This is a genomic window from Streptomyces sp. NPDC092296 (assembly GCF_044755465.1).
Lineage (GTDB): Bacteria > Actinomycetota > Actinomycetes > Streptomycetales > Streptomycetaceae > Peterkaempfera.
The window spans coordinates 244,797-260,985 of the sequence record NZ_JBIVRB010000007.1 but is presented as its reverse complement, the minus strand read 5'-3'; the positions used below and the strand labels follow the sequence as shown (position 1 = coordinate 260,985).

17 protein-coding genes, 1 tRNA gene and 1 rRNA gene are annotated in these 16,189 nt (G+C 74.0%); 6 read left to right on the top strand and 13 right to left on the bottom strand.

All coding sequences use genetic code 11. The annotated features are described in order from the left end of the window. Positions 1 to 137: 137 nt before the first annotated feature. Positions 138 to 254: ribosomal RNA gene (rrf, locus tag ACIQGZ_RS19010) — 5S ribosomal RNA — on the top strand. Between the two features lie 96 nt (positions 255 to 350). On the opposite strand, the gene ACIQGZ_RS19005 is transcribed toward rrf, so the two are convergent. Beyond that, entirely contained in the window at positions 351 to 1,040 is a 690-nt protein-coding gene (locus tag ACIQGZ_RS19005; RefSeq protein ID WP_402603113.1) for a TNT domain-containing protein, read from the bottom strand. 161 nt (positions 1,041 to 1,201) lie between these two features. On the opposite strand from ACIQGZ_RS19005, the gene ACIQGZ_RS19000 reads away from it, so the two are divergent. Then, positions 1,202 to 2,185 (top strand): aldo/keto reductase, encoded by a 984-nt coding sequence (locus ACIQGZ_RS19000; RefSeq protein ID WP_402603111.1) that lies wholly within the window; start codon positions 1,202 to 1,204, stop codon positions 2,183 to 2,185. 21 nt (positions 2,186 to 2,206) lie between these two features. On the opposite strand, the gene ACIQGZ_RS18995 is transcribed toward ACIQGZ_RS19000, so the two are convergent. From ACIQGZ_RS18995 to ACIQGZ_RS18980, 4 genes are all read right to left on the bottom strand, one after another. Then, a complete protein-coding gene (locus ACIQGZ_RS18995; protein ID WP_402603109.1) occupies positions 2,207 to 2,923 on the bottom strand; it encodes an alpha/beta fold hydrolase in 717 nt (238 codons plus the stop codon). Positions 2,924 to 2,968: 45 nt separating this feature from the next. Then, a complete protein-coding gene (locus ACIQGZ_RS18990) occupies positions 2,969 to 3,610 on the bottom strand; it encodes a phosphoribosyltransferase (protein ID WP_402603108.1) in 642 nt (213 codons plus the stop codon). A gap of 68 nt (positions 3,611 to 3,678) precedes the next feature. After that, on the bottom strand, positions 3,679 to 3,936 hold the full coding sequence (locus ACIQGZ_RS18985; protein ID WP_402603106.1) for a UBP-type zinc finger domain-containing protein: 258 nt from the start codon (positions 3,934 to 3,936) through the stop codon (positions 3,679 to 3,681). A 120-nt stretch (positions 3,937 to 4,056) separates the two neighbouring features. After that, entirely contained in the window at positions 4,057 to 4,518 is a 462-nt protein-coding gene (locus ACIQGZ_RS18980) for a MarR family winged helix-turn-helix transcriptional regulator (protein WP_402603105.1), read from the bottom strand. Between the two features lie 251 nt (positions 4,519 to 4,769). On the opposite strand from ACIQGZ_RS18980, the gene ACIQGZ_RS18975 reads away from it, so the two are divergent. Next, complete coding sequence (locus tag ACIQGZ_RS18975; protein WP_402603103.1) at positions 4,770 to 6,335, top strand: DHA2 family efflux MFS transporter permease subunit; 1,566 nt, start codon at positions 4,770 to 4,772, stop codon at positions 6,333 to 6,335. 2 nt (positions 6,336 to 6,337) lie between these two features. On the opposite strand, the gene ACIQGZ_RS18970 is transcribed toward ACIQGZ_RS18975, so the two are convergent. Further along, a complete protein-coding gene (locus tag ACIQGZ_RS18970; protein WP_402603102.1) occupies positions 6,338 to 7,165 on the bottom strand; it encodes an RNA methyltransferase in 828 nt (275 codons plus the stop codon). A gap of 301 nt (positions 7,166 to 7,466) precedes the next feature. Here ACIQGZ_RS18970 and ACIQGZ_RS18965 point away from each other — a divergent pair, with 301 nt between their 5' ends. Next, positions 7,467 to 9,308: a flavin monoamine oxidase family protein gene (locus ACIQGZ_RS18965; protein WP_402603101.1), complete on the top strand. Its 1,842-nt coding sequence runs from the start codon at positions 7,467 to 7,469 to the stop codon at positions 9,306 to 9,308. A 79-nt stretch (positions 9,309 to 9,387) separates the two neighbouring features. On the opposite strand, the gene ACIQGZ_RS18960 is transcribed toward ACIQGZ_RS18965, so the two are convergent. Then, a tRNA-Lys gene (locus ACIQGZ_RS18960) sits at positions 9,388 to 9,463 on the bottom strand. A 207-nt stretch (positions 9,464 to 9,670) separates the two neighbouring features. On the opposite strand from ACIQGZ_RS18960, the gene ACIQGZ_RS18955 reads away from it, so the two are divergent. Then, the gene (locus ACIQGZ_RS18955; RefSeq protein WP_402603100.1) at positions 9,671 to 10,750 is read left to right on the top strand and encodes an LLM class flavin-dependent oxidoreductase; all 1,080 of its coding nucleotides are present in this window, start codon (positions 9,671 to 9,673) and stop codon (positions 10,748 to 10,750) included. Between the two features lie 20 nt (positions 10,751 to 10,770). Here the strand turns inward: ACIQGZ_RS18955 and ACIQGZ_RS18950 are convergent, their stop codons facing one another. From ACIQGZ_RS18950 to ACIQGZ_RS18930, 5 genes are all read right to left on the bottom strand, one after another. Then, positions 10,771 to 11,139 (bottom strand): hypothetical protein, encoded by a 369-nt coding sequence (locus ACIQGZ_RS18950; RefSeq protein WP_402603099.1) that lies wholly within the window; start codon positions 11,137 to 11,139, stop codon positions 10,771 to 10,773. After that, positions 11,136 to 11,849, bottom strand: a complete 714-nt coding sequence (locus tag ACIQGZ_RS18945; protein WP_402603098.1) for a SigE family RNA polymerase sigma factor — start codon at positions 11,847 to 11,849, stop codon at positions 11,136 to 11,138. Before ACIQGZ_RS18945 ends, ACIQGZ_RS18950 begins: the two co-directional genes overlap by 4 nt. Positions 11,850 to 12,002: 153 nt before the next feature. Then, on the bottom strand, positions 12,003 to 12,539 hold the full coding sequence (locus ACIQGZ_RS18940; RefSeq protein ID WP_402603096.1) for a hypothetical protein: 537 nt from the start codon (positions 12,537 to 12,539) through the stop codon (positions 12,003 to 12,005). 154 nt (positions 12,540 to 12,693) lie between these two features. After that, on the bottom strand, positions 12,694 to 14,328 hold the full coding sequence (locus ACIQGZ_RS18935; protein WP_402603095.1) for an isovaleryl-CoA dehydrogenase: 1,635 nt from the start codon (positions 14,326 to 14,328) through the stop codon (positions 12,694 to 12,696). After that, the gene (locus tag ACIQGZ_RS18930) at positions 14,312 to 14,923 is read right to left on the bottom strand and encodes a TetR/AcrR family transcriptional regulator (RefSeq protein WP_402603093.1); all 612 of its coding nucleotides are present in this window, start codon (positions 14,921 to 14,923) and stop codon (positions 14,312 to 14,314) included. The genes ACIQGZ_RS18935 and ACIQGZ_RS18930 overlap by 17 nt, the downstream gene beginning before the upstream one ends. 133 nt (positions 14,924 to 15,056) lie before the next feature. Here ACIQGZ_RS18930 and ACIQGZ_RS18925 point away from each other — a divergent pair, with 133 nt between their 5' ends. Continuing rightward, positions 15,057 to 15,521, top strand: a complete 465-nt coding sequence (locus ACIQGZ_RS18925; protein ID WP_402603092.1) for a MarR family winged helix-turn-helix transcriptional regulator — start codon at positions 15,057 to 15,059, stop codon at positions 15,519 to 15,521. Between the two features lie 21 nt (positions 15,522 to 15,542). Here the strand turns inward: ACIQGZ_RS18925 and ACIQGZ_RS18920 are convergent, their stop codons facing one another. Next, positions 15,543 to 16,157: a DNA-binding response regulator gene (locus tag ACIQGZ_RS18920; RefSeq protein WP_402603091.1), complete on the bottom strand. Its 615-nt coding sequence runs from the start codon at positions 16,155 to 16,157 to the stop codon at positions 15,543 to 15,545. Positions 16,158 to 16,189 lie beyond the last annotated feature (32 nt).

Sequence of the window (16,189 nt, the reverse complement as noted above, 5' to 3'; positions counted from 1 at the left end):
GAAGCCGAGTGATCGGTGGAGCTGACCGGTACTAATAGGCCGAGGGCTTGTCCATAGTTGCTACGCGTCCACTGTGTTGTTCTGAGACAACGAACCGCATGCCTTTGGCCGGGTGTGGTTTGACAGTTTCATAGTGTTTCGGTGGTCATAGCGTGAGGGAAACGCCCGGTTACATTCCGAACCCGGAAGCTAAGCCTTTCAGCGCCGATGGTACTGCAGGGGGGACCCTGTGGGAGAGTAGGACACCGCCGAACAATCATTGAGAGAGCTCCGCTCCGGAGACCGAAAGGTCTCCGGAGCGGAGCTTTTCTGCGTTCCAGGTATTTCGTCTCGGACGAGGCGCTTGAGTGTCAGACGAGGCGCTTGAGGTAGCCCTGGTCGACCAGCCAGCCGACGTTGAAGCCCTGCTCGGGGGCGCCGGGGACCAGGGTGCGGTCCAGCTGGTACTGGATGCCGTGGCCGGGCTGGCCGAACCAGGAGGCGATCGGCCCGGAGTAGACGGTGAACTGCTTCAGTACGCGGTAGTCGTGGTAGTTGCAGCCCGCTGCCGGGGTGCCGTCCAGGCTCGACGGCGGTATGGAGCGGCCGGCGTACGACAGGCCCTCAGGGGCCAGGAAGGCGCCGTACTCGCTGCCGTAGCGGTCGATGTCCTGCCCAGGGCGGAGCGTGGTGCTGGTCTTGAGCGGGGTCCCGTCGAGGTTGAGGACATAGCCGTCCTGCGGCGGGTAGATCCAGGCGCCGGCCGCCGGGTCCCAGTACTGGGCGAGGAACTTCTGCGGGCTGAGACTGCCCGTCCGCAGATACCCGAACACCTCCGCGCCGACGATGCCGAGCAGCGGCAGCCGCTGCGGACCGAGCCGGCTGTCGCCCTGGACGAAGTCCGCCGAGCACTGGGTGAGCAGGTCGGACAGGCTGTCGGCGGACCGGGAGGTCGCGACCGTGCCGGTGCCGACGGCGCTGGGTGCGGCGGCTGCGGGCAGAGCGCCGGTTAACAGGGCCGCGGTGGCGGCGAGGACGGCAAGGATGCGGCGAACCTTCACGCTGTTCCCTCTCGACGGGCGCGCCGCCGGGCGCATCCAGTGACGCCCCGTACGCGCTCGGACACATGGGGGACATCATGGTGTATCCGGCACAGCCGTGTGGGCGCTGACGGAAAATCAGTCCGTCCCCCCGGCGGGCCCGGCGACCGTAGGATCGCGGTATGGAACAGCGAGTACTGGGCAGGACGGGCCGCAAGGTGTCCGTCGTCGGACTGGGCACCTGGCAGCTGGGCGCCGACTGGGGCCAGGTGGAGGAGCAGGACGCGCTCGCCGTGCTGGACGCGGCGGTCGACGCCGGAGTGACCTTCTTCGACACCGCCGACGTCTACGGTGACGGACGCAGTGAGCAGCTGATCGGCCGATACCTGCGGGAGCGGCCGGACGCTGGGATCTTCGTGGCGACCAAGATGGGCCGCCGGGTCGAGCAGCGGCCGGAGCACTACAACCTGGAGAACTTCCGCGCCTGGACCGACCGGTCCCAGGCCAACCTGGGCGTCGACGTACTGGACCTGGTGCAGCTGCACTGCCCGCCGACTGCCGTGTACTCCTCGGACGAGGTGTTCGACGCGCTGGACACCCTGGTGGCGGAGGAGCGGATCGCCGCGTACGCGGTGAGCGTGGAGACCTGCGCGGAGGCGCTGGCGGCCATCGCGCGGCCCGGCACGGCCAGCGTGCAGATCATCCTCAACCCCTTCCGGCTGAAGCCGCTGGAGGAGGTGCTGCCGGCCGCCGCCGAGGCGGGCGTGGGCATCATCGCGCGGGTGCCGCTGGCGTCCGGGCTGCTGTCCGGCCGCTACACCCGGGAGACGGTCTTCGCGGCCGACGACCACCGGTCGTACAACCGGCACGGTGAGGCGTTCGACCAGGGTGAGACGTTCTCCGGCGTGGAGTACGACAGCGGTCTCGAAGCCGCCGCCGAGTTCGCCGACCTGGCGCCGGAGGGGGCGACGTCGGCTCAGACGGCGCTGCGCTGGGTGGTCCAGCAGCCCGGGGTGACCTCGGTGATCCCGGGGGCCCGGTCACCCGAGCAGGCGCGGGCGAACGCCGCCGCCGGGCAGCTGCCGCCGCTCTCGGCGGCCACGCTGGAGGCCGTGCGGGACCTGTACGACCGCCGGATCAGGGCGCAGGTCCACCACCGCTGGTAGTCGACGGACCTCCGGGCCGGGTCAGACCCAGCCGTCCAGTGAGCTGAGGAAGCCGGGCAGGTCGTCCCGGTGGATGGTGTGGCCGGCCCCGGCCACCGTGCGGACCTCGAAGCCGCGGCGGGCCAGTTCCGCCGCGTGCTCGGGGCCGATCATGAAGCTGGGGTCGGCCAGCTGGACCAGTGAGGGCACGGCGGGGCGCTCCGGGAGCAGGGCGCGGCCCGCGACCCCGGCCAGCCCGCCGCCGGTGTCCGGGTCCCAGAGGGCGAGGGTGGCGAGCTCGATGTCCACGTCCGTCTGCTCCCACCGGGGGTTGAGCGCGGCGATCTGCTCCCGGGCGGCGGTGCGGAACCAGGCGAAGCCGGCCGGGTCCAGGCCCCGGCCCGGCCCGGGGATGCACCAGGCCGGGTCGGAGTAGACGGCGCGGCGCGGCCGCAGCCGGTCGACCGCCAGCGACAGCGCCAGGCCGCCCAGGGAGTGGCCGAGCGCGAGGTCGGCGCCGGTGGGCAGGGTGTCGACCAGGTCTCCGGCGAACAGTTCGGGCAGGTAGCGTTCGGCCGGGGCGGTGCCGGGTCCGCGCGGGCTGCGGCCGTGGCCGCGCAGGTCGACGGCGAGCACCCGGTAGCCGCGCCGGGCCAGCCAGGGGCCGACCCGCCGCCAGCTGCGGTGGTCGGACATCATGCCGTGCACCAGCAGGGCGGTCCGGGCGCCCGATCCCCAGCCACGGACGTGGAGCCGCATGGTTCCGCCTTCCCTGTCACCGGTGGCCGCCGCCGTGCGTCGCCGTCAGCCGCTGTGGAGCAGCTCCAGCACCTCGTCGTCGGTCAGCTGCCCGAAATCCTCGTACCAGCGCCCGACCGAGCCGAACGCCTCCGGCTGGTACGGGCACACCACCTCGTCGGCCTCCCGGCTCAGCATCGCCACGGCCTCGGGGGAGCCCACCGGGACGGCCAGCACCACCCGGGCCGGGTGCCGGTCGCGCAGCGAGCGCAGTGCGGCGCGGGCGGTGAAGCCGGTGGCCAGGCCGTCGTCCACGACCAGGGCGGTGCGGCCGGCCAGCTCCGGGAACGGGCGGTCACCCCGGTACAGGGCCTCGCGGCGCCGCAGCTCCAGCCGCTCCCGTTCGACCTGGGGGGCCAGCTCGTCGGGGGCGACGCGCAGCCAGTGCAGGGCCTCGCGGTCCCAGAGCGGCGGGGCGTCGCCGGCGAGTGCGCCGATGGCCAGCTCGGGCTGGCCGGGGGCGCCGATCTTGCGGGCGACTAGTGCGTCCAGCGGGGCGTGCAGTGCGGCGGCCACCTCATGGGCGACCGGCAGGCCGCCGCGTGGCAGGCCGAAGACCAGCGGCTCGGGGAGTTTGCCGTCGCGCCGGCGTTCCAGCAGCACTCCGGCCAGCGCCCGGCCGGCCTCCCGGCGGTCGCGGAACCGCATCGGCTCACCTCCATCGTGCATGGGCCGGGCGCGCTCGGCTGCGTCCTGCGCTCCTGCGTCCTGCCGTCCTACGCGAACATGCCGTCCACGTAGCACCAGCGCCACTGCTCGCCGGACTCGGCCGACCGGATGACCGGGTGGCCGGTGTCGTGGAAGTGCGCGGTGGCGTGCTTGCGGGGCGACGAGTCGCAGCAGCCGACGCGGCCGCAGGTGAGGCATTCGCGCAGGTGCACCCAGTCGTGCAGCCCGGCTGCCAGGCAGTCCTGGCAGCCCGCGGTGCTCTGGGGTTCGGGCGAACCCGCGTCCGCCAGGTGTGCACAGATCATGGTTGGCTCCCGCCTCGGCGACGCCCTCCAGCCTCTCACCCGCCGCTCCGCCCGGCATCCGGGCGGGCCGGTCGCCGGGGTCCGGTCACTGGGGGCCTGGGCCCGGCCGATCCAGGCGGGTCAGTCCTTTTCGGAGGGTGCCGAGGAGGTGTCGGCCACGGTGGCGCGCAGTACGCCGAGCAGCCGCCGCAGGGTGGCGCGGTCCTGGTCGGCCAGGCCGCCGGTGGCGCTGGCCAGCGCCTCGCGGTCGACCTGCTCGGCCTCGATGTGCCGGGACCGCCCCAGGTCGGTGAGGGTGAGCAGGTACGCCCTGCGGTCCTCGGGGTGGCGCAGCCGGGTGACCAGGCCCTCCCGTTCCAGGGTGTCGGCCATGGTGGTGACCGTCCGGGCGGCGATGTTGAGGATGTCGCCGAGGTCCCGCATCCGCAGCGGCTCGGGGGAGGTGGCGAGCGTCCGCAGGAACCGCAGCCGGGCCACGGACATGCCGTGGCCGCTCAGCCGGGCGTCGACGTAGGTGCGGAGACGCATGGTGGTCTCGAACAGCTCATCGATCAGGATGTCGCTGCTTCTCGGGCCGGTCATCGGCTGCCTGCCTCGTTCCTACCGCCGGGCGACGGTCGGCGCGGTGCCGTCGTCGGGCCCGGCAATACAGTTGTGTGTCGACTCATAGTGAGTATGCTCAGTATATCGGTGCGGGGTGCCAGACCCTCGTACCGCGCTCCGTGCCGCCGCCGTCCGGAGTACCGCACCCGGAGTACGGGGGGCCGGCGCCGGAAGCAGGCAGGCCGCACCACCGGATGCAGGACCGTCACACACCACACCCAAGGAAGACCATGCCGTCCCGCTGCCGCCGCCCCAGCCAGCGCCTGGCCGTACCGATCATGTTCGTCGCCACCTTCTTCCTCGTGGTGATGGACGGCGCGATCACGACCGTGGCGCTGCCCTCGATCGCCCATCAGTTCCACATGTCCGCGACCGACATCGACGGCGTGGTCGTGGTGTATCCCGTCTGCGTCGGTCTGATCATCCCGGTCTCCGGCTGGCTCGGTGACCGGTTCGGCGACAAGCCGGTGCTGCTCAGCGCGATGACGCTGTTCACCCTCTCCTCGGCGCTCTGCGGGATGGCCGGCAGCCTCGGTGAACTGGTGCTCTTCCGCGGCCTCCAGGGGCTCTCCGGCGGTCTGCTCACCCCGATCGTCGGCGCCATGCTGTTCCGCACCTTCACCCCGGACGAGCGGGTCCGGGCGTCCCGGATCATGACGCTGCCGCAGCAGATCGCCCCCGCCGTCGCGCCGATGCTCGGCGGCTACCTGGTCGACGGCTTCTCCTGGCGCTGGGTCTTCTACGTCAATCTGCCGTTCGGCGCCGCGGCCGTCCTCTTCGGGCTGCTGGCGCTGGACACCGTCCGCCAGCCCCGGGTCGGCCGGTTCGACCTGCCCGGCTTCCTGCTCTCCGCCGCGGCGATGTCGCTGCTGATGTACGGGATGTCCGAGGGGGCCCAGCAGGGCTGGACCGCGCCGTCGATCCTCGGCTCGCTGGTGCTGGGCTCGGTGCTGCTGGCCGCCACCATCGTGGTCGGACTGCGCACGGCCGAGCCCATCCTGCGGCTGCGGCTGTTCGGCAACCGGCTGTTCCGGGACATGAACCTGATCAACCTGATCGGGCTGGTGCCGTTCATGGCCGCGATGTACCTGGCGCCGCTCTTCCTTCAGGAGGCCCAGGGGGTGAGCGCCCTGGTGTCCGGCGCGAGCACCTTCCCGGAGGCGATCGGGGTGCTGCTCACGGTCCAGCTGGTGTCGCGGGTGTACGAGCGGGTAGGTCCGCGCCGGATCATCGCCGCCGGGCTGTTCTGCGTGGCCGCCGTCCTGGGCGTGATGACGACCTGTGATCTGCACACCGGGCCGTGGACGTTCCGGACGTACATGTTCCTGCTGGGCGTGGGCATGGGCGCGGTGTTCATGCCCACCACGGTGGCGTCGTTCAGCACGGTGCGTCAGTCGGACATCGGGCAGGCGTCCACGCTCGGCAGCGTGGTGCGCCAGATATCCATGGCGATGGCGCCCGCGCTCGCGGCCACCCTGCTGGTCGCCAACAGCGGTGGTGGCGAGGGTTCGCAGGTCGCGTCCAAGCCGCCGGTCTCCGCGTACCAGACCGTGTATCTGGTGATGGCAGTGATCGCGCTGGCCTCGGCCCTCTTCACCCTGACCGTGCGGGACGGCACCGGCCGGCTGCGGCGCCGGGGGCGGCCCGGCCCGGCGGCGGTCGACGGTGCGGCGGGTGATGGGGCAGTGGTCGACGGGGCGGCGGTTGACGGGGCGCTGTTGGAGCAGGCGGCGGCCGGGCCGGAGCTCCCCTGCTCCGCCGGGGCCGAGCCACCCGTCGACAGGCGGGACGGTTGAACTCAGCGGACGGCCCGCCGTCGCTGGCGGGACGCCTCGTAGAGCACGGCAGTGGCCGCGTTGGCCGCGTTCAGCGAGCTTGCCGTGCCCGACATGGGGATGCTGACCGTGTGGTCGCACAGGTCGCGCCAGGCGGTGCTCAGCCCGGCGGTCTCATTGCCGATCAGCAGCAGGGTCGGTCCGGTCAGGTCGAAGTCGTCCAGCTCGGCGTCGCCGTGCTCGTCGGTGCCCACGACGGCGACCGGGCGGCCCCGGTCCCGCTCGTGGTCGAGCCAGGCGGTGACCTCGCGGTGCGAGGGGACCCGTACGGCGGGCAGTGAGAACAGCGAACCGGTGCTGGCCCGGACGGCCTTGGGGTCGTACACATCGGCGGCGTGACCGGTGACGATCAGCCCGTCGGCACCGAAGGCGTCGGCGGAGCGGATCACCGAGCCGATGTTGCCCGGACTGGTGGGACGGTCGAAGAGCACCCCGAGGAAGCGGTCGCCGACCGGGATGCGCCCGAGGTCGTCCTCGGGCATCTCCAGCACGGCCACCACCTCGGGCACGGCCTCGCCCTTCTCGCCCAGCTCCGCGATCAGCTCGGAGGACATCGCGACCCGCTCGGCCGCCGTGGACCGCAGCAGCTCCTGGGCCCACCGGGACAGCGGGCGCCCGGCGTCGTGGATCAGCGCCCGGACCGGCCAGCCCTGCTCGACGGCCACCGTGATCGGCCGCACCCCCTGGACCAGGAACTCCTTCGCCCGCAGGCGCTTGTTGCGGTTGGCCAGCAGCGACTGCCACTGCTGGAACCGGGCGTTGCGGGAGGTGATCCGCTGCACCGCTGCCATCCGTCCTCCATCCGGTGGTCGCACCGTGTCCGGGGCGGTCACCGACGGCAGCACCGTGCGACCGGCAGGGTATCGCGACCGCCGCACCCACCCGGACCTGCGGCTTACGGCACGGGTGGGCGGGGGGACCGGCCCCGGGGGGCGCGGGGCGGCGGCCGGCCGGGGCTCGGACCGCCACGGGGTGGGTGTTGTCACGGGATCAGAGCACCGTCCCCGCCCAGACGTTCCGTATGTCACCCATTTGGCTGAGCGTGTGGCAAACGGGTGAAGTTCTGGCGGTTCGCGACCTAGCTTGTCCGGCGTGACCTCAGACAACCCGTCCGCAATCGGACGCCGCCGCTTCCTCGGCACCGCCGCCGCCGTCGCCGCCGGGACGGCCGCCGCCGCCGCCCCCGGCAGCGCCCTCGCCGCGCCGCCCGCCCCCACCACCGTCCCCCCGGCCACCGTCCCCCCGGCCACCGCCCCCTCGGCCACCGGGCTGACCGGCCCGCGCGCCGCCGACAACAGCCGGGAGCTGGCCCGGGAACTGCTGCTGGTGGGCGAGCACGACCACGACCTCAAACTGGAGTACCTGCGGGTTCTCATCGACCACGGCCTGCCCAGGACGACCAGGCCGAAGAAGGTGCTGATCGTCGGCGCCGGCGTCGCCGGGCTGGTCGCCGCCACGCTGCTGAGCAAGGCCGGCCACCAGGTGACCGTCATCGAGGCCAACGCGAGCCGCACCGGCGGCCGGATCAAGACCTTCCGCAAGGTCTTCGCCGACCGCGCGCTCTACGCGGAGGCCGGGGCGATGCGGCTGCCCGACTTCCACCCCATGGTGCTGGCGCTCGCCGACAAGCTCGGCATCAAGCGGCGGCTGTTCTACAACGCCGACGTGGCCCCCGGCGCCCGCCCCACCGGACCCGTCCCGCCGGTGGTCTACGACGCCTTCACCGGCGAGCGGTGGACCAACGGCAAGCCGGTGGACTTCCGCCCGCCCGCCGCCACCGGCCGCACCCTGATCCAGGTCAACGGCCGCCGCACCACCCGCTCCCAGTACGCCCAGGCGCCCGGCCCGATCAACCGCACCTTCGGCACCTCGCTGTCCACCACCACGGCCGCCGCCGTGGACCAGGCCCTGGCCCCGGTCACCGTCTCCTCGACCGGCCCGATCGACGATCGGATCAACGCCTGGGCCCAGCTGATCCGCACCTATGACGACTACTCGACCCACCGCTTCCTGGTTGAGAAGGCCGGCTGGGACCTGGCGAAGCTGGAGGCCGCCGGCACGCTGGAGAACATGACCTCGCGGCTGCACTACTCGCTCTTCCCGACCCTGATGGACCACGCCATCATCAGCCCCACCGCCCGCTACTGGGAGCTGGAGGGCGGCACCGCCAGCCTGACCGACGCGCTGACCACCCCGCTGCGCGGCCGCATCCACTCCGGGCGGCGGATGACCCGCCTGGTGCAGACCGCGCACGGCGTACGGATCGAGACCACCGCGGAGTCCGGGACCGAGGAGTCCTGCGACGGCGCCCCCCGCGCGCCCAAGGAGACCTTCGAGGGCGACTACGCGATCATCACCGTGCCGCTCACCGCCCTGCGGTTCTGCGACTTCGAGCCCGCGCTCTCCTACCCCAAGCGCCGCGCGATCGTCGAGCTGCACTACGACTCGGCCACCAAGGTGCTGCTGGAGTTCAAGAACCGCTTCTGGGAGCAGGGCTCCGGCGGCTTCACCGGCGGCGGCTGCGTCTCGGACAGCCCCAACCGCTTCACCTACTTCCCCTCCCACGTCGACGGGTCGCGCGGCGGCGTGGTACTGGCCTCCTACACCTGGTCCGACGACGCCATGCGCTGGGACTCGCTGACCGAGGGCGAGCGGTACGCCTTCGCGCTGGACAACCTGGCGAAGATGTTCGGCTCCCAGGTGTACGAGCAGTACACCGGCGTCGGCGCCACCCAGTCCTGGGCCCGCGCCCGCTACGCCCTGGGCGAGGCGGCCATCTTCACCCCCGGCCAGCTGCACGAGCACCACGCCGCCACCCGGACCGTCGAGGGCCGGGTGCACTTCGCCGGTGAGCACACCAGCCTGAAACCCGCCTGGATCGAGGGCGCACTGGAGAGCGCCGTACGCACCAGCCTGGAGCTGAACGGCCGCTGAGCGGGCCCGGCGCAGCCGCCGCCCGGCTCGGCCCGGACACGCGGAAACCCCCACCGCATGGTGGGGGTTTCCGTCTGCGTGGTGCGCCGCCAGGGACTCGAACCCCGAACCCGCTGATTAAGAGTCAGCTGCTCTGCCAGTTGAGCTAGCGGCGCCCGCTCACGTCGACAATAGTACCTGACCACCGGCAGCGGTCCCGCCGCCCCGGAGGCCCGGGAGGGCCCTCCGGGCCACCCGCTCCGCGAACGATCGGTCACATGCGGTGAGTCCGCGCCGAGCGGGAACAGCGCGCGCCGGATGCCGGTTGCAGCCGATCGGCGGTGCGCCGTGCGACCGCCGCAGCGCAGAGGAAGGGACAGGCCGTGACCGGCAGCGACACCGCAGCAGAGCAGCAGGACCCGATCCGGGGCAGGGCGCGCGGCATCGCGCCCGCCCCACTGTCGATCCTGGACCTGGCGACCGTCGGGGAGGGCTACACCCCGACCGAGGCACTGCGGGCCACCACCGAGCTGGCCCGCCGCGCCGAGGAGTGGGGCTACCACCGCTTCTGGGTCGCGGAGCACCACGGCATGCCGGGCGTCGCCAGCTCCTCCCCGCCCGTCCTCATCGCCCACCTGGCGGCGGCCACCAGCACCCTGCGGCTCGGCTCCGGCGGCGTGATGCTGCCCAACCACGCACCGCTGGCCGTCGCCGAGCAGTTCGGCCTGCTCAACGCGCTGCACCCCGGCCGGATCGACCTCGGCCTCGGCCGCGCCCCGGGCACCGACCAGGCGACCGCGCGGGCGCTGCGCCGGGGCCTGGGCGAGGGCGCGGACGACTTCCCGCAGCAGCTCACGGAGCTGACCGGCTTCCTGGACGGCGACTTCCCGCCCGGCCACCCGTATGGGCGGATCACCGCCGTGCCCGGCCCGGTGGACGGGCAGCGGCCGCCGGTGTGGCTGCTGGGCTCCTCCGGCTTCAGCGCGCGGCTGGCCGGGCAGCTGGGCCTGCCGTTCGCCTTCGCGCACCACTTCAGCGCGGCCAACACCGTGCCGGCGCTGGAGCTGTACCGGACCACCTTCCGGCCGTCGGCGGTGCTGGACGAGCCGTACGCGGTGATCGGGGTCAGCGCGGTGGCGGCGCCGGACGAGCGGCAGGCGCTGCGGCTGGCCCGCAGCGGCGGGCTGTCGATGCTGCGGCTGCGGCGCGGGCGACCCGGGCTGATCCCCACCCCGGAGGAGGCCGAGTCGTACCCGTACACCGAGGTGGAGCGGGACTTCCTGGACGACTGGCTGCGCAATGTGGTGCTGGGTGAGCCGGCGCAGGTCCGGGACGGGCTGGAGGAGTTGCGGCGGCGCACGGGGGCGCAGGAGCTGATGGTCACCTCGCATGTGCATGGGCATGAGGCGCGGATCGCCTCGTACGGGCTGATCGCTGACGCTTACGGGTTGACGGCGGGCTGAGGGCGCCGGGGGCGCTTGGGTCAGCGGCCGACCGTGGGGCTGACGGTGGGTACGTCCGGAGCGGCCGGCACCGGGTTGACCGGGGCGGGGACTGTCGGTGCTGGCGCGGTCGGGGCCGGGGCGCTGTGGGAGGGCGGCGTACCGGCCGGTTCCGCCGGCATCGGCCGGGAGCGGCCGGGCAGCGCCATGGCGTACCAGCAGGCGGCGGCCACCACGGCCGCCGCCAGCAGCGTCAGCACCGGGCGGCGCAGCCGCTCCAGCGGCCGGGCGGCGGGGGCGGGCAGCCGCTCCGGGCGCAGCTCGGCGGCGGTCACCAGGTCGGCGCGGGCGCGCAGGGCGGCCCGCAGCCGCTCCTCCACGGCCGTGCCCTGCGGCTGTACGTCGCTCATCCGTCCGTCTCCAGCAGTCTCTCCAGTGCGTCCAGCGCGCGGCTCGCGGTGGACTTGACGGTCCCTCGGGACATCCCGAGCGCCTCGGCTATCTCCGTCTCGCTCAGCTCGGACCAGTAGCGCAGCACCAGCACCTCGCGCTGCCGCCGCTTGAGGCCGCCCAGTGCGGTGATCACCCGGCGGTGCTCGTCCGCGAGCAGCACCCGCTCGTCGACCGGTGCGCCGGGCACCTCGTGCGGCGGGACGTAGGCGCGGGCGGTCCGGCGGCGGCGCAGTACGGAGCGGGCCGCGTTGAGCACGCTGGTGTGCAGGTAGGCGGCGGCGTTCTCCAGGTCGGCCAGGGTCTCGCCGTGGCTGCGGTGCAGGGCGGCGAAGGCGTCCTGCACGATGTCCTCGGCGGCGTGCTGGTCGTCGACGAGCAGTACGGCGAGGCGGACCATGTCCAGGCGGCGGGCTCGGTAGAGGTCCGCGAGGGTCGGGCGGTCCTCCTCGCCGCCCGGGGCGTACCGGCGGCCGCCGGTACGGGGGGTGCGGCGGCCGTACAGCGGGAGGTCGGCGGGCCCGGGGGCGGTGCGGGTGCGGCGGGCCAGCAGCCATCGCAACCACGGCAGGCGTGGCAGGCGCGGCCGGTGCGGCTGGTGCGGCCGACGGGGGAGCGCGGTGGTGGCGGGCGGGCCTGCGGCGGCGGGTGACAGGCGTCGGATGTGCATGGGCCTCGTCGGTTCTCGTCCGTCCGGTCGTACGGCGGGGGCCGGGCGGCCCCGGCGGGGGCGGACGCGTGGTCCGTCCTCGCCGGGGCCCAGGTCCCGGGCCGGGCTGTGGGCCCGGGGCGGCTGCGGTGGTGGCTGTCGTCGCCGGTCGGGTCAGCGGGTGCCGACGGGGGCCGGGATGACGGTGGGGACGGGTGACGGGGCTGCGGGGGCGGGGGTGGGTCGGGCGTGGGCCGGGGTCGGGACGGCCGGGACGGCCGGGGCGGGTGCGGGTGCGGGTGCGGCGTGGCCGGGGACCGCGACGCTGGGGACGGGTGACGGGACCGCGTGGGCCGGCGCCGGGATGACGGTGGGGACGGGTGACGGGGCTGCGGGGGCGGGGGTGGGTCGGGCGTGGGCCGGGGCCGGGACGGCCGGGACGGGTGCGGGTGCGGCGTGGCCGGGGACCGCGACGCTGGGGACGGGCGACGGGACCGCCCGGACCGGCCGAGCCGGGGCCGGGGCGGCGCTGGGGACGGCGGCGGGCTGGGCGTGGTCCGGGGCGCTGACCGCCGGGCCGTGAGGGCCGGTGGCGGCCTGGGCGGCGGCGGTGGCGCCGCCGGCGAGGAGGGCCAGTCCGGCGGCCGCGCCGAAGATCCGGCCGAGTCGGCGGCTGCTCCGGCCGCGTGCGCGGTTGTGCGTGGTGGACACCGATGTCTCCCGGGGTCGAGGGGCGGGCAGCGGCTCCCGGACGGCTTCCGGCCCGCTGCCAGGGCGCGGGAAGCACCCTTCACCCCACCAGACGCCCGACCCGGGCCGAGGTTCCCGTCCGTTCGGCGGGAAGTTCAGCCGTGGTCCGACCCGGTCACGCGGCGACCATGCGGGCCCGGTCGAGGATGGCGGCGGTGTCCACACCGGGCGGCAGGGTGCCGAAGGCCCCGCCGTGGTCGCCGCCCAGCCGGGAGGCGCAGAAGGCGTCCGCGACGGCCGGGTGCCCGTGCCGTACCAGCAGCGAACCCTGGAGCAGCAGCGCCATCGACTCCGCGATGCGGCGGGTGCGGTACTCGATGCCGGCCGGGTCGGTGAGCTCCTTGCGCAGCGCGGCGGTGGCGGCGTCCAGCCGGTGGTCCGCGCCGGCGGCCCGCCCCACCTCGGTGAAGAAGGCGTCCACGCTGGCCGGGCTGCGGGTCATGGCGCGCAGCGCGTCCAGCGCGGCGACATTGCCGGACCCCTCCCAGATGGAGACCAGCGGCGCCTCCCGGTAGAGCCGGGGCATGCCGGACTCCTCCACATAGCCGTTGCCGCCCAGGCACTCCATGGCCTCGGCGGCGTGCGCCGGGCCGCGCTTGCACACCCAGTACTTGGCGACCGGCAGTGCGAGCCGCCGGAGCAGCGCCTCGTCCTCGTCCCCGGCGGCGGCCCGGTCGGTGGCGGCGGCCAGCCGCAGTGCGACGGCGGTGGCGGCCTCGGACTCCACCGCCAGGTCGGCCAGCACATTGCGCATCAGCGGCTGGTCGATCAGCGCCGCGCCGAACGCCCGCCGGTGGGTGGCGTGGTGGACGGCCTGGAGCAGCGCCGCGCGCATCCCGGCGGCCCCGCCGAGGGTGCAGTCCAGCCGGGTCATGTTGACCATCTCGATGATGGTCGGCACCCCGCGTCCCTCCTCGCCGACCAGCCACCCCATCGCGCCGTCGTACTCGATCTCGGCGGAGGCGTTGGAGTGGTTGCCCAGCTTGTCCTTGAGCCGCTGGAGCTCGATGCGGTTGCGGCTGCCGTCCGGCAGCACCCGGGGGAGCAGGAAGCAGGACAGCCCGCCGGGCGCCTGGGCGAGGGTCAGGAAGACGTCCGACATGGGCGCCGAGGTGAACCACTTGTGCCCGGTGAGCCGGTAGCCGCCGTCGGCGGCGGGCACGGCGGTGGTGGTGTTGGTGCGGACGTCGGAGCCGCCCTGCTTCTCGGTCATCGACATGCCCGCGATCAGCCCGCGCTTGCCGTGCGGCTCGCGCAGCCCGAAGTCGTACACGGTGGACGCCAGCAGCGGTTCCAGCCATCCGGCCAGCTCGGGCGTGGTGCGCAGCGCGGGCACCGAGGCGTAGGTCATCGAGATCGGGCAGGTGTGGCCGGCCTCCACCTGCGACCAGACGAAGAACTTCGCCGCCCGCGCGATGTGCGCACCGGGCCGCTGCTGCTGCCAGGGGGCGGCGTGCAGGCCGTGGGCGACGGCGGTGCGCATCAGCTCGTGCCAGTACGGGTGGAACTCGACCTCGTCGATCCGGTGGCCGTACCGGTCGTGGGTGCGCAGCACCGGCCGGTGCTCGTTGGCCAGCCGCCCCCACTCGGCGGCCTGCTCGGAGCCGGCCAGGGTGCCCAGCTCGTGCAGCTCGGGCTCGGCCCAGTCGGCGCCGTGCTGCCGCACTGCCGCCAGCAGGGCGGGGTCGGCGGCGACGTCATGGCCGTAGGGGGGCGGTACCTGGTTGGTGACCTCATGCGTCCGCGGCATCGTGTCCTCCCAGGGCACGGAGGGTGAAGGCGAGCAGGGCGGGGAGTACGTCGGCGGGGTCGGCTCCGGCGGCGAGCGGGCCCACCAGGGCTTCGCCGACCGCGCCGACCAGTGCGGCGGCGGTCAGCTCGGGGTCCTGGGCGGGCAGGGCGCCGGTGGCGACCCCGGCGGCCACCTGGGCGGCGATCACGTCCCGGAAGGCCCGCCGGAAGACCAGCCGCTCGGTGTCGACGGCCGGGTCGACCGGTTCGGCGAGCAGCGCGTGGGCCAGGCGCGGGGCCTTGAGGGCGCGGGCGGCGAAGGTCTCCACTATGGCGGCGACCCGCTGCGGCGGCGGTGCCGGGCGGGTGGCGGCGGCGGTGACCGCCGCGACCTCGCCGCCGACCACGGTCCGGAACAGTTCCACGGCCAGCTCGGCCTTGCCGGTGAAGTGCCGGTACACGCTGCCGGTGGCGATCCCGGCGCGCTCGGCCACGGCCGCCATCGAGCAGCCGCCGTAGCCGCGCTCGGCCAGCAGTTCGACGGCGGCGCTCAGCACGGCCTCGCGCCGGTCGTCCAGCCGGGCCTGTACGGCGGGGGTGCGTCGATAGGGCATACCAGAGAGTGAAGCAGTGATTCACTGCTTCGTACAGTGAGGGCAGGCGGCCACCGTTCCGCCTCTGCAACTTTTGCAGAGGCGCTCTACCCGAATGCGCGGGTAGACTGGTGGTAAAGGTGAGGAGAGCAGCATGGTCATCGCGGACGACGCCGCCGAGGCCCGCGCCCAGGGCTGGCGGACCCTGGCCGCCCTGCACGGCCGGATCGAAGACGCCCTGGAGAAGGCGCTCCAGCGCGGGCACGACCTCTCCGTGGTGGAGTACACCGTGCTGGACGCCCTCGCCCGCCAGGACGGCTGGCATCTGCGGATGCAGCAGCTGGCCCGCGCCGTCGTGCTCAGCCAGAGCGCCACCACCCGGCTGGTCACCCGGATGGAGGAGCGCGGTCTGCTCAGCCGCTACCTCTGTCAGACCGACCGGCGAGGCATCTACACCGAGGTCACCCCGGCCGGCCGGGCGCTGCTGGACAGCGCCCGGCCGACCCATGACGGGGCCCTGTCCGGCGCCCTGGCCGAGGCCGCCGAGCGGCCGGAGCTGGCGCCGCTGGTCAGTGCCCTGGCGGCCCTGCCGGAGACACCGGTGCCGCTCCCGGGCTGACCGGCCCGAGGGTGCGGCGGCCTAGGGAATCCAGCCCGCCTCCTCGGCGATCCGGATCGCGTCCACCCGGTTGCGGGCGCCGACCTTGGTGACCACCGAGGTGAGGTAGTTGCGTACGGTGCCGGAGGACAGGTGCAGTACGCCCGCGATCTCGGCCGCGTCCGCGCCCTGGGCGGCGAGCCGCAGCACCTCGGTCTCCCGCTGCGACAGCGGATTCTCCCGGCTGTCCCAGGCGGAGAGCGCCAGTTGGGGGTCGATCACCCGTCGGCCCGAGGCCACGCCCCGTACCGCCGTGGCCAGCTGGTCCGGCGGCGCGTCCTTGAGGATGTAGCCGCTGACGTGCGCGCCCAGCGCGCGGCGCAGGGTGCCGGGTCGGCCGAGGCTGGTGAGGATCAGGGTCCGGCAGGAGGGCAGCTGCTCGTGCAGCCGGGCGGCGGCGGTCAGGCCGTCGATGCCCGGCAGGTCGATGTCCAGCACGGCGACGTCCGGCCGGTGCAGCAGCGCGGCGGGCACGATGGCGTCGCCGTGGTCGACGTCCGCGACCACTTCGAGGTCCGGCTCCAGCTCCAGCAGGGCGACCAGCGCCCCGCGGATCATGTGGACGTCCTCGGCGAGCAGGATTCTCAGTGCGGGCATCCGGTTCTCCCCCGGTGAGTCGTGCCGAATCC

Bases quoted from the DNA above. Each gene is read 5' to 3' on its own strand.
- ACIQGZ_RS19000 (WP_402603111.1), top strand. From the start codon at position 1,202: ATGGAACAGCGAGTACTGGGCAGGACGGGCCGCAAGGTGTCCGTCGTC.
- ACIQGZ_RS18995 (WP_402603109.1), bottom strand. From the start codon at position 2,923: ATGCGGCTCCACGTCCGTGGCTGGGGATCGGGCGCCCGGACCGCCCTG.
- ACIQGZ_RS18990 (WP_402603108.1), bottom strand. From the start codon at position 3,610: ATGCGGTTCCGCGACCGCCGGGAGGCCGGCCGGGCGCTGGCCGGAGTG.
- ACIQGZ_RS18985 (WP_402603106.1), bottom strand. From the start codon at position 3,936: ATGATCTGTGCACACCTGGCGGACGCGGGTTCGCCCGAACCCCAGAGC.
- ACIQGZ_RS18980 (WP_402603105.1), bottom strand. From the start codon at position 4,518: ATGACCGGCCCGAGAAGCAGCGACATCCTGATCGATGAGCTGTTCGAG.
- ACIQGZ_RS18975 (WP_402603103.1), top strand. From the start codon at position 4,770: ATGCCGTCCCGCTGCCGCCGCCCCAGCCAGCGCCTGGCCGTACCGATC.
- ACIQGZ_RS18970 (WP_402603102.1), bottom strand. From the start codon at position 7,165: ATGGCAGCGGTGCAGCGGATCACCTCCCGCAACGCCCGGTTCCAGCAG.
- ACIQGZ_RS18950 (WP_402603099.1), bottom strand. From the start codon at position 11,139: ATGAGCGACGTACAGCCGCAGGGCACGGCCGTGGAGGAGCGGCTGCGG.
- ACIQGZ_RS18945 (WP_402603098.1), bottom strand. From the start codon at position 11,849: ATGCACATCCGACGCCTGTCACCCGCCGCCGCAGGCCCGCCCGCCACC.
- ACIQGZ_RS18935 (WP_402603095.1), bottom strand. From the start codon at position 14,328: ATGCCGCGGACGCATGAGGTCACCAACCAGGTACCGCCCCCCTACGGC.
- ACIQGZ_RS18930 (WP_402603093.1), bottom strand. From the start codon at position 14,923: ATGCCCTATCGACGCACCCCCGCCGTACAGGCCCGGCTGGACGACCGG.
- ACIQGZ_RS18925 (WP_402603092.1), top strand. From the start codon at position 15,057: ATGGTCATCGCGGACGACGCCGCCGAGGCCCGCGCCCAGGGCTGGCGG.
- ACIQGZ_RS18920 (WP_402603091.1), bottom strand. From the start codon at position 16,157: ATGCCCGCACTGAGAATCCTGCTCGCCGAGGACGTCCACATGATCCGC.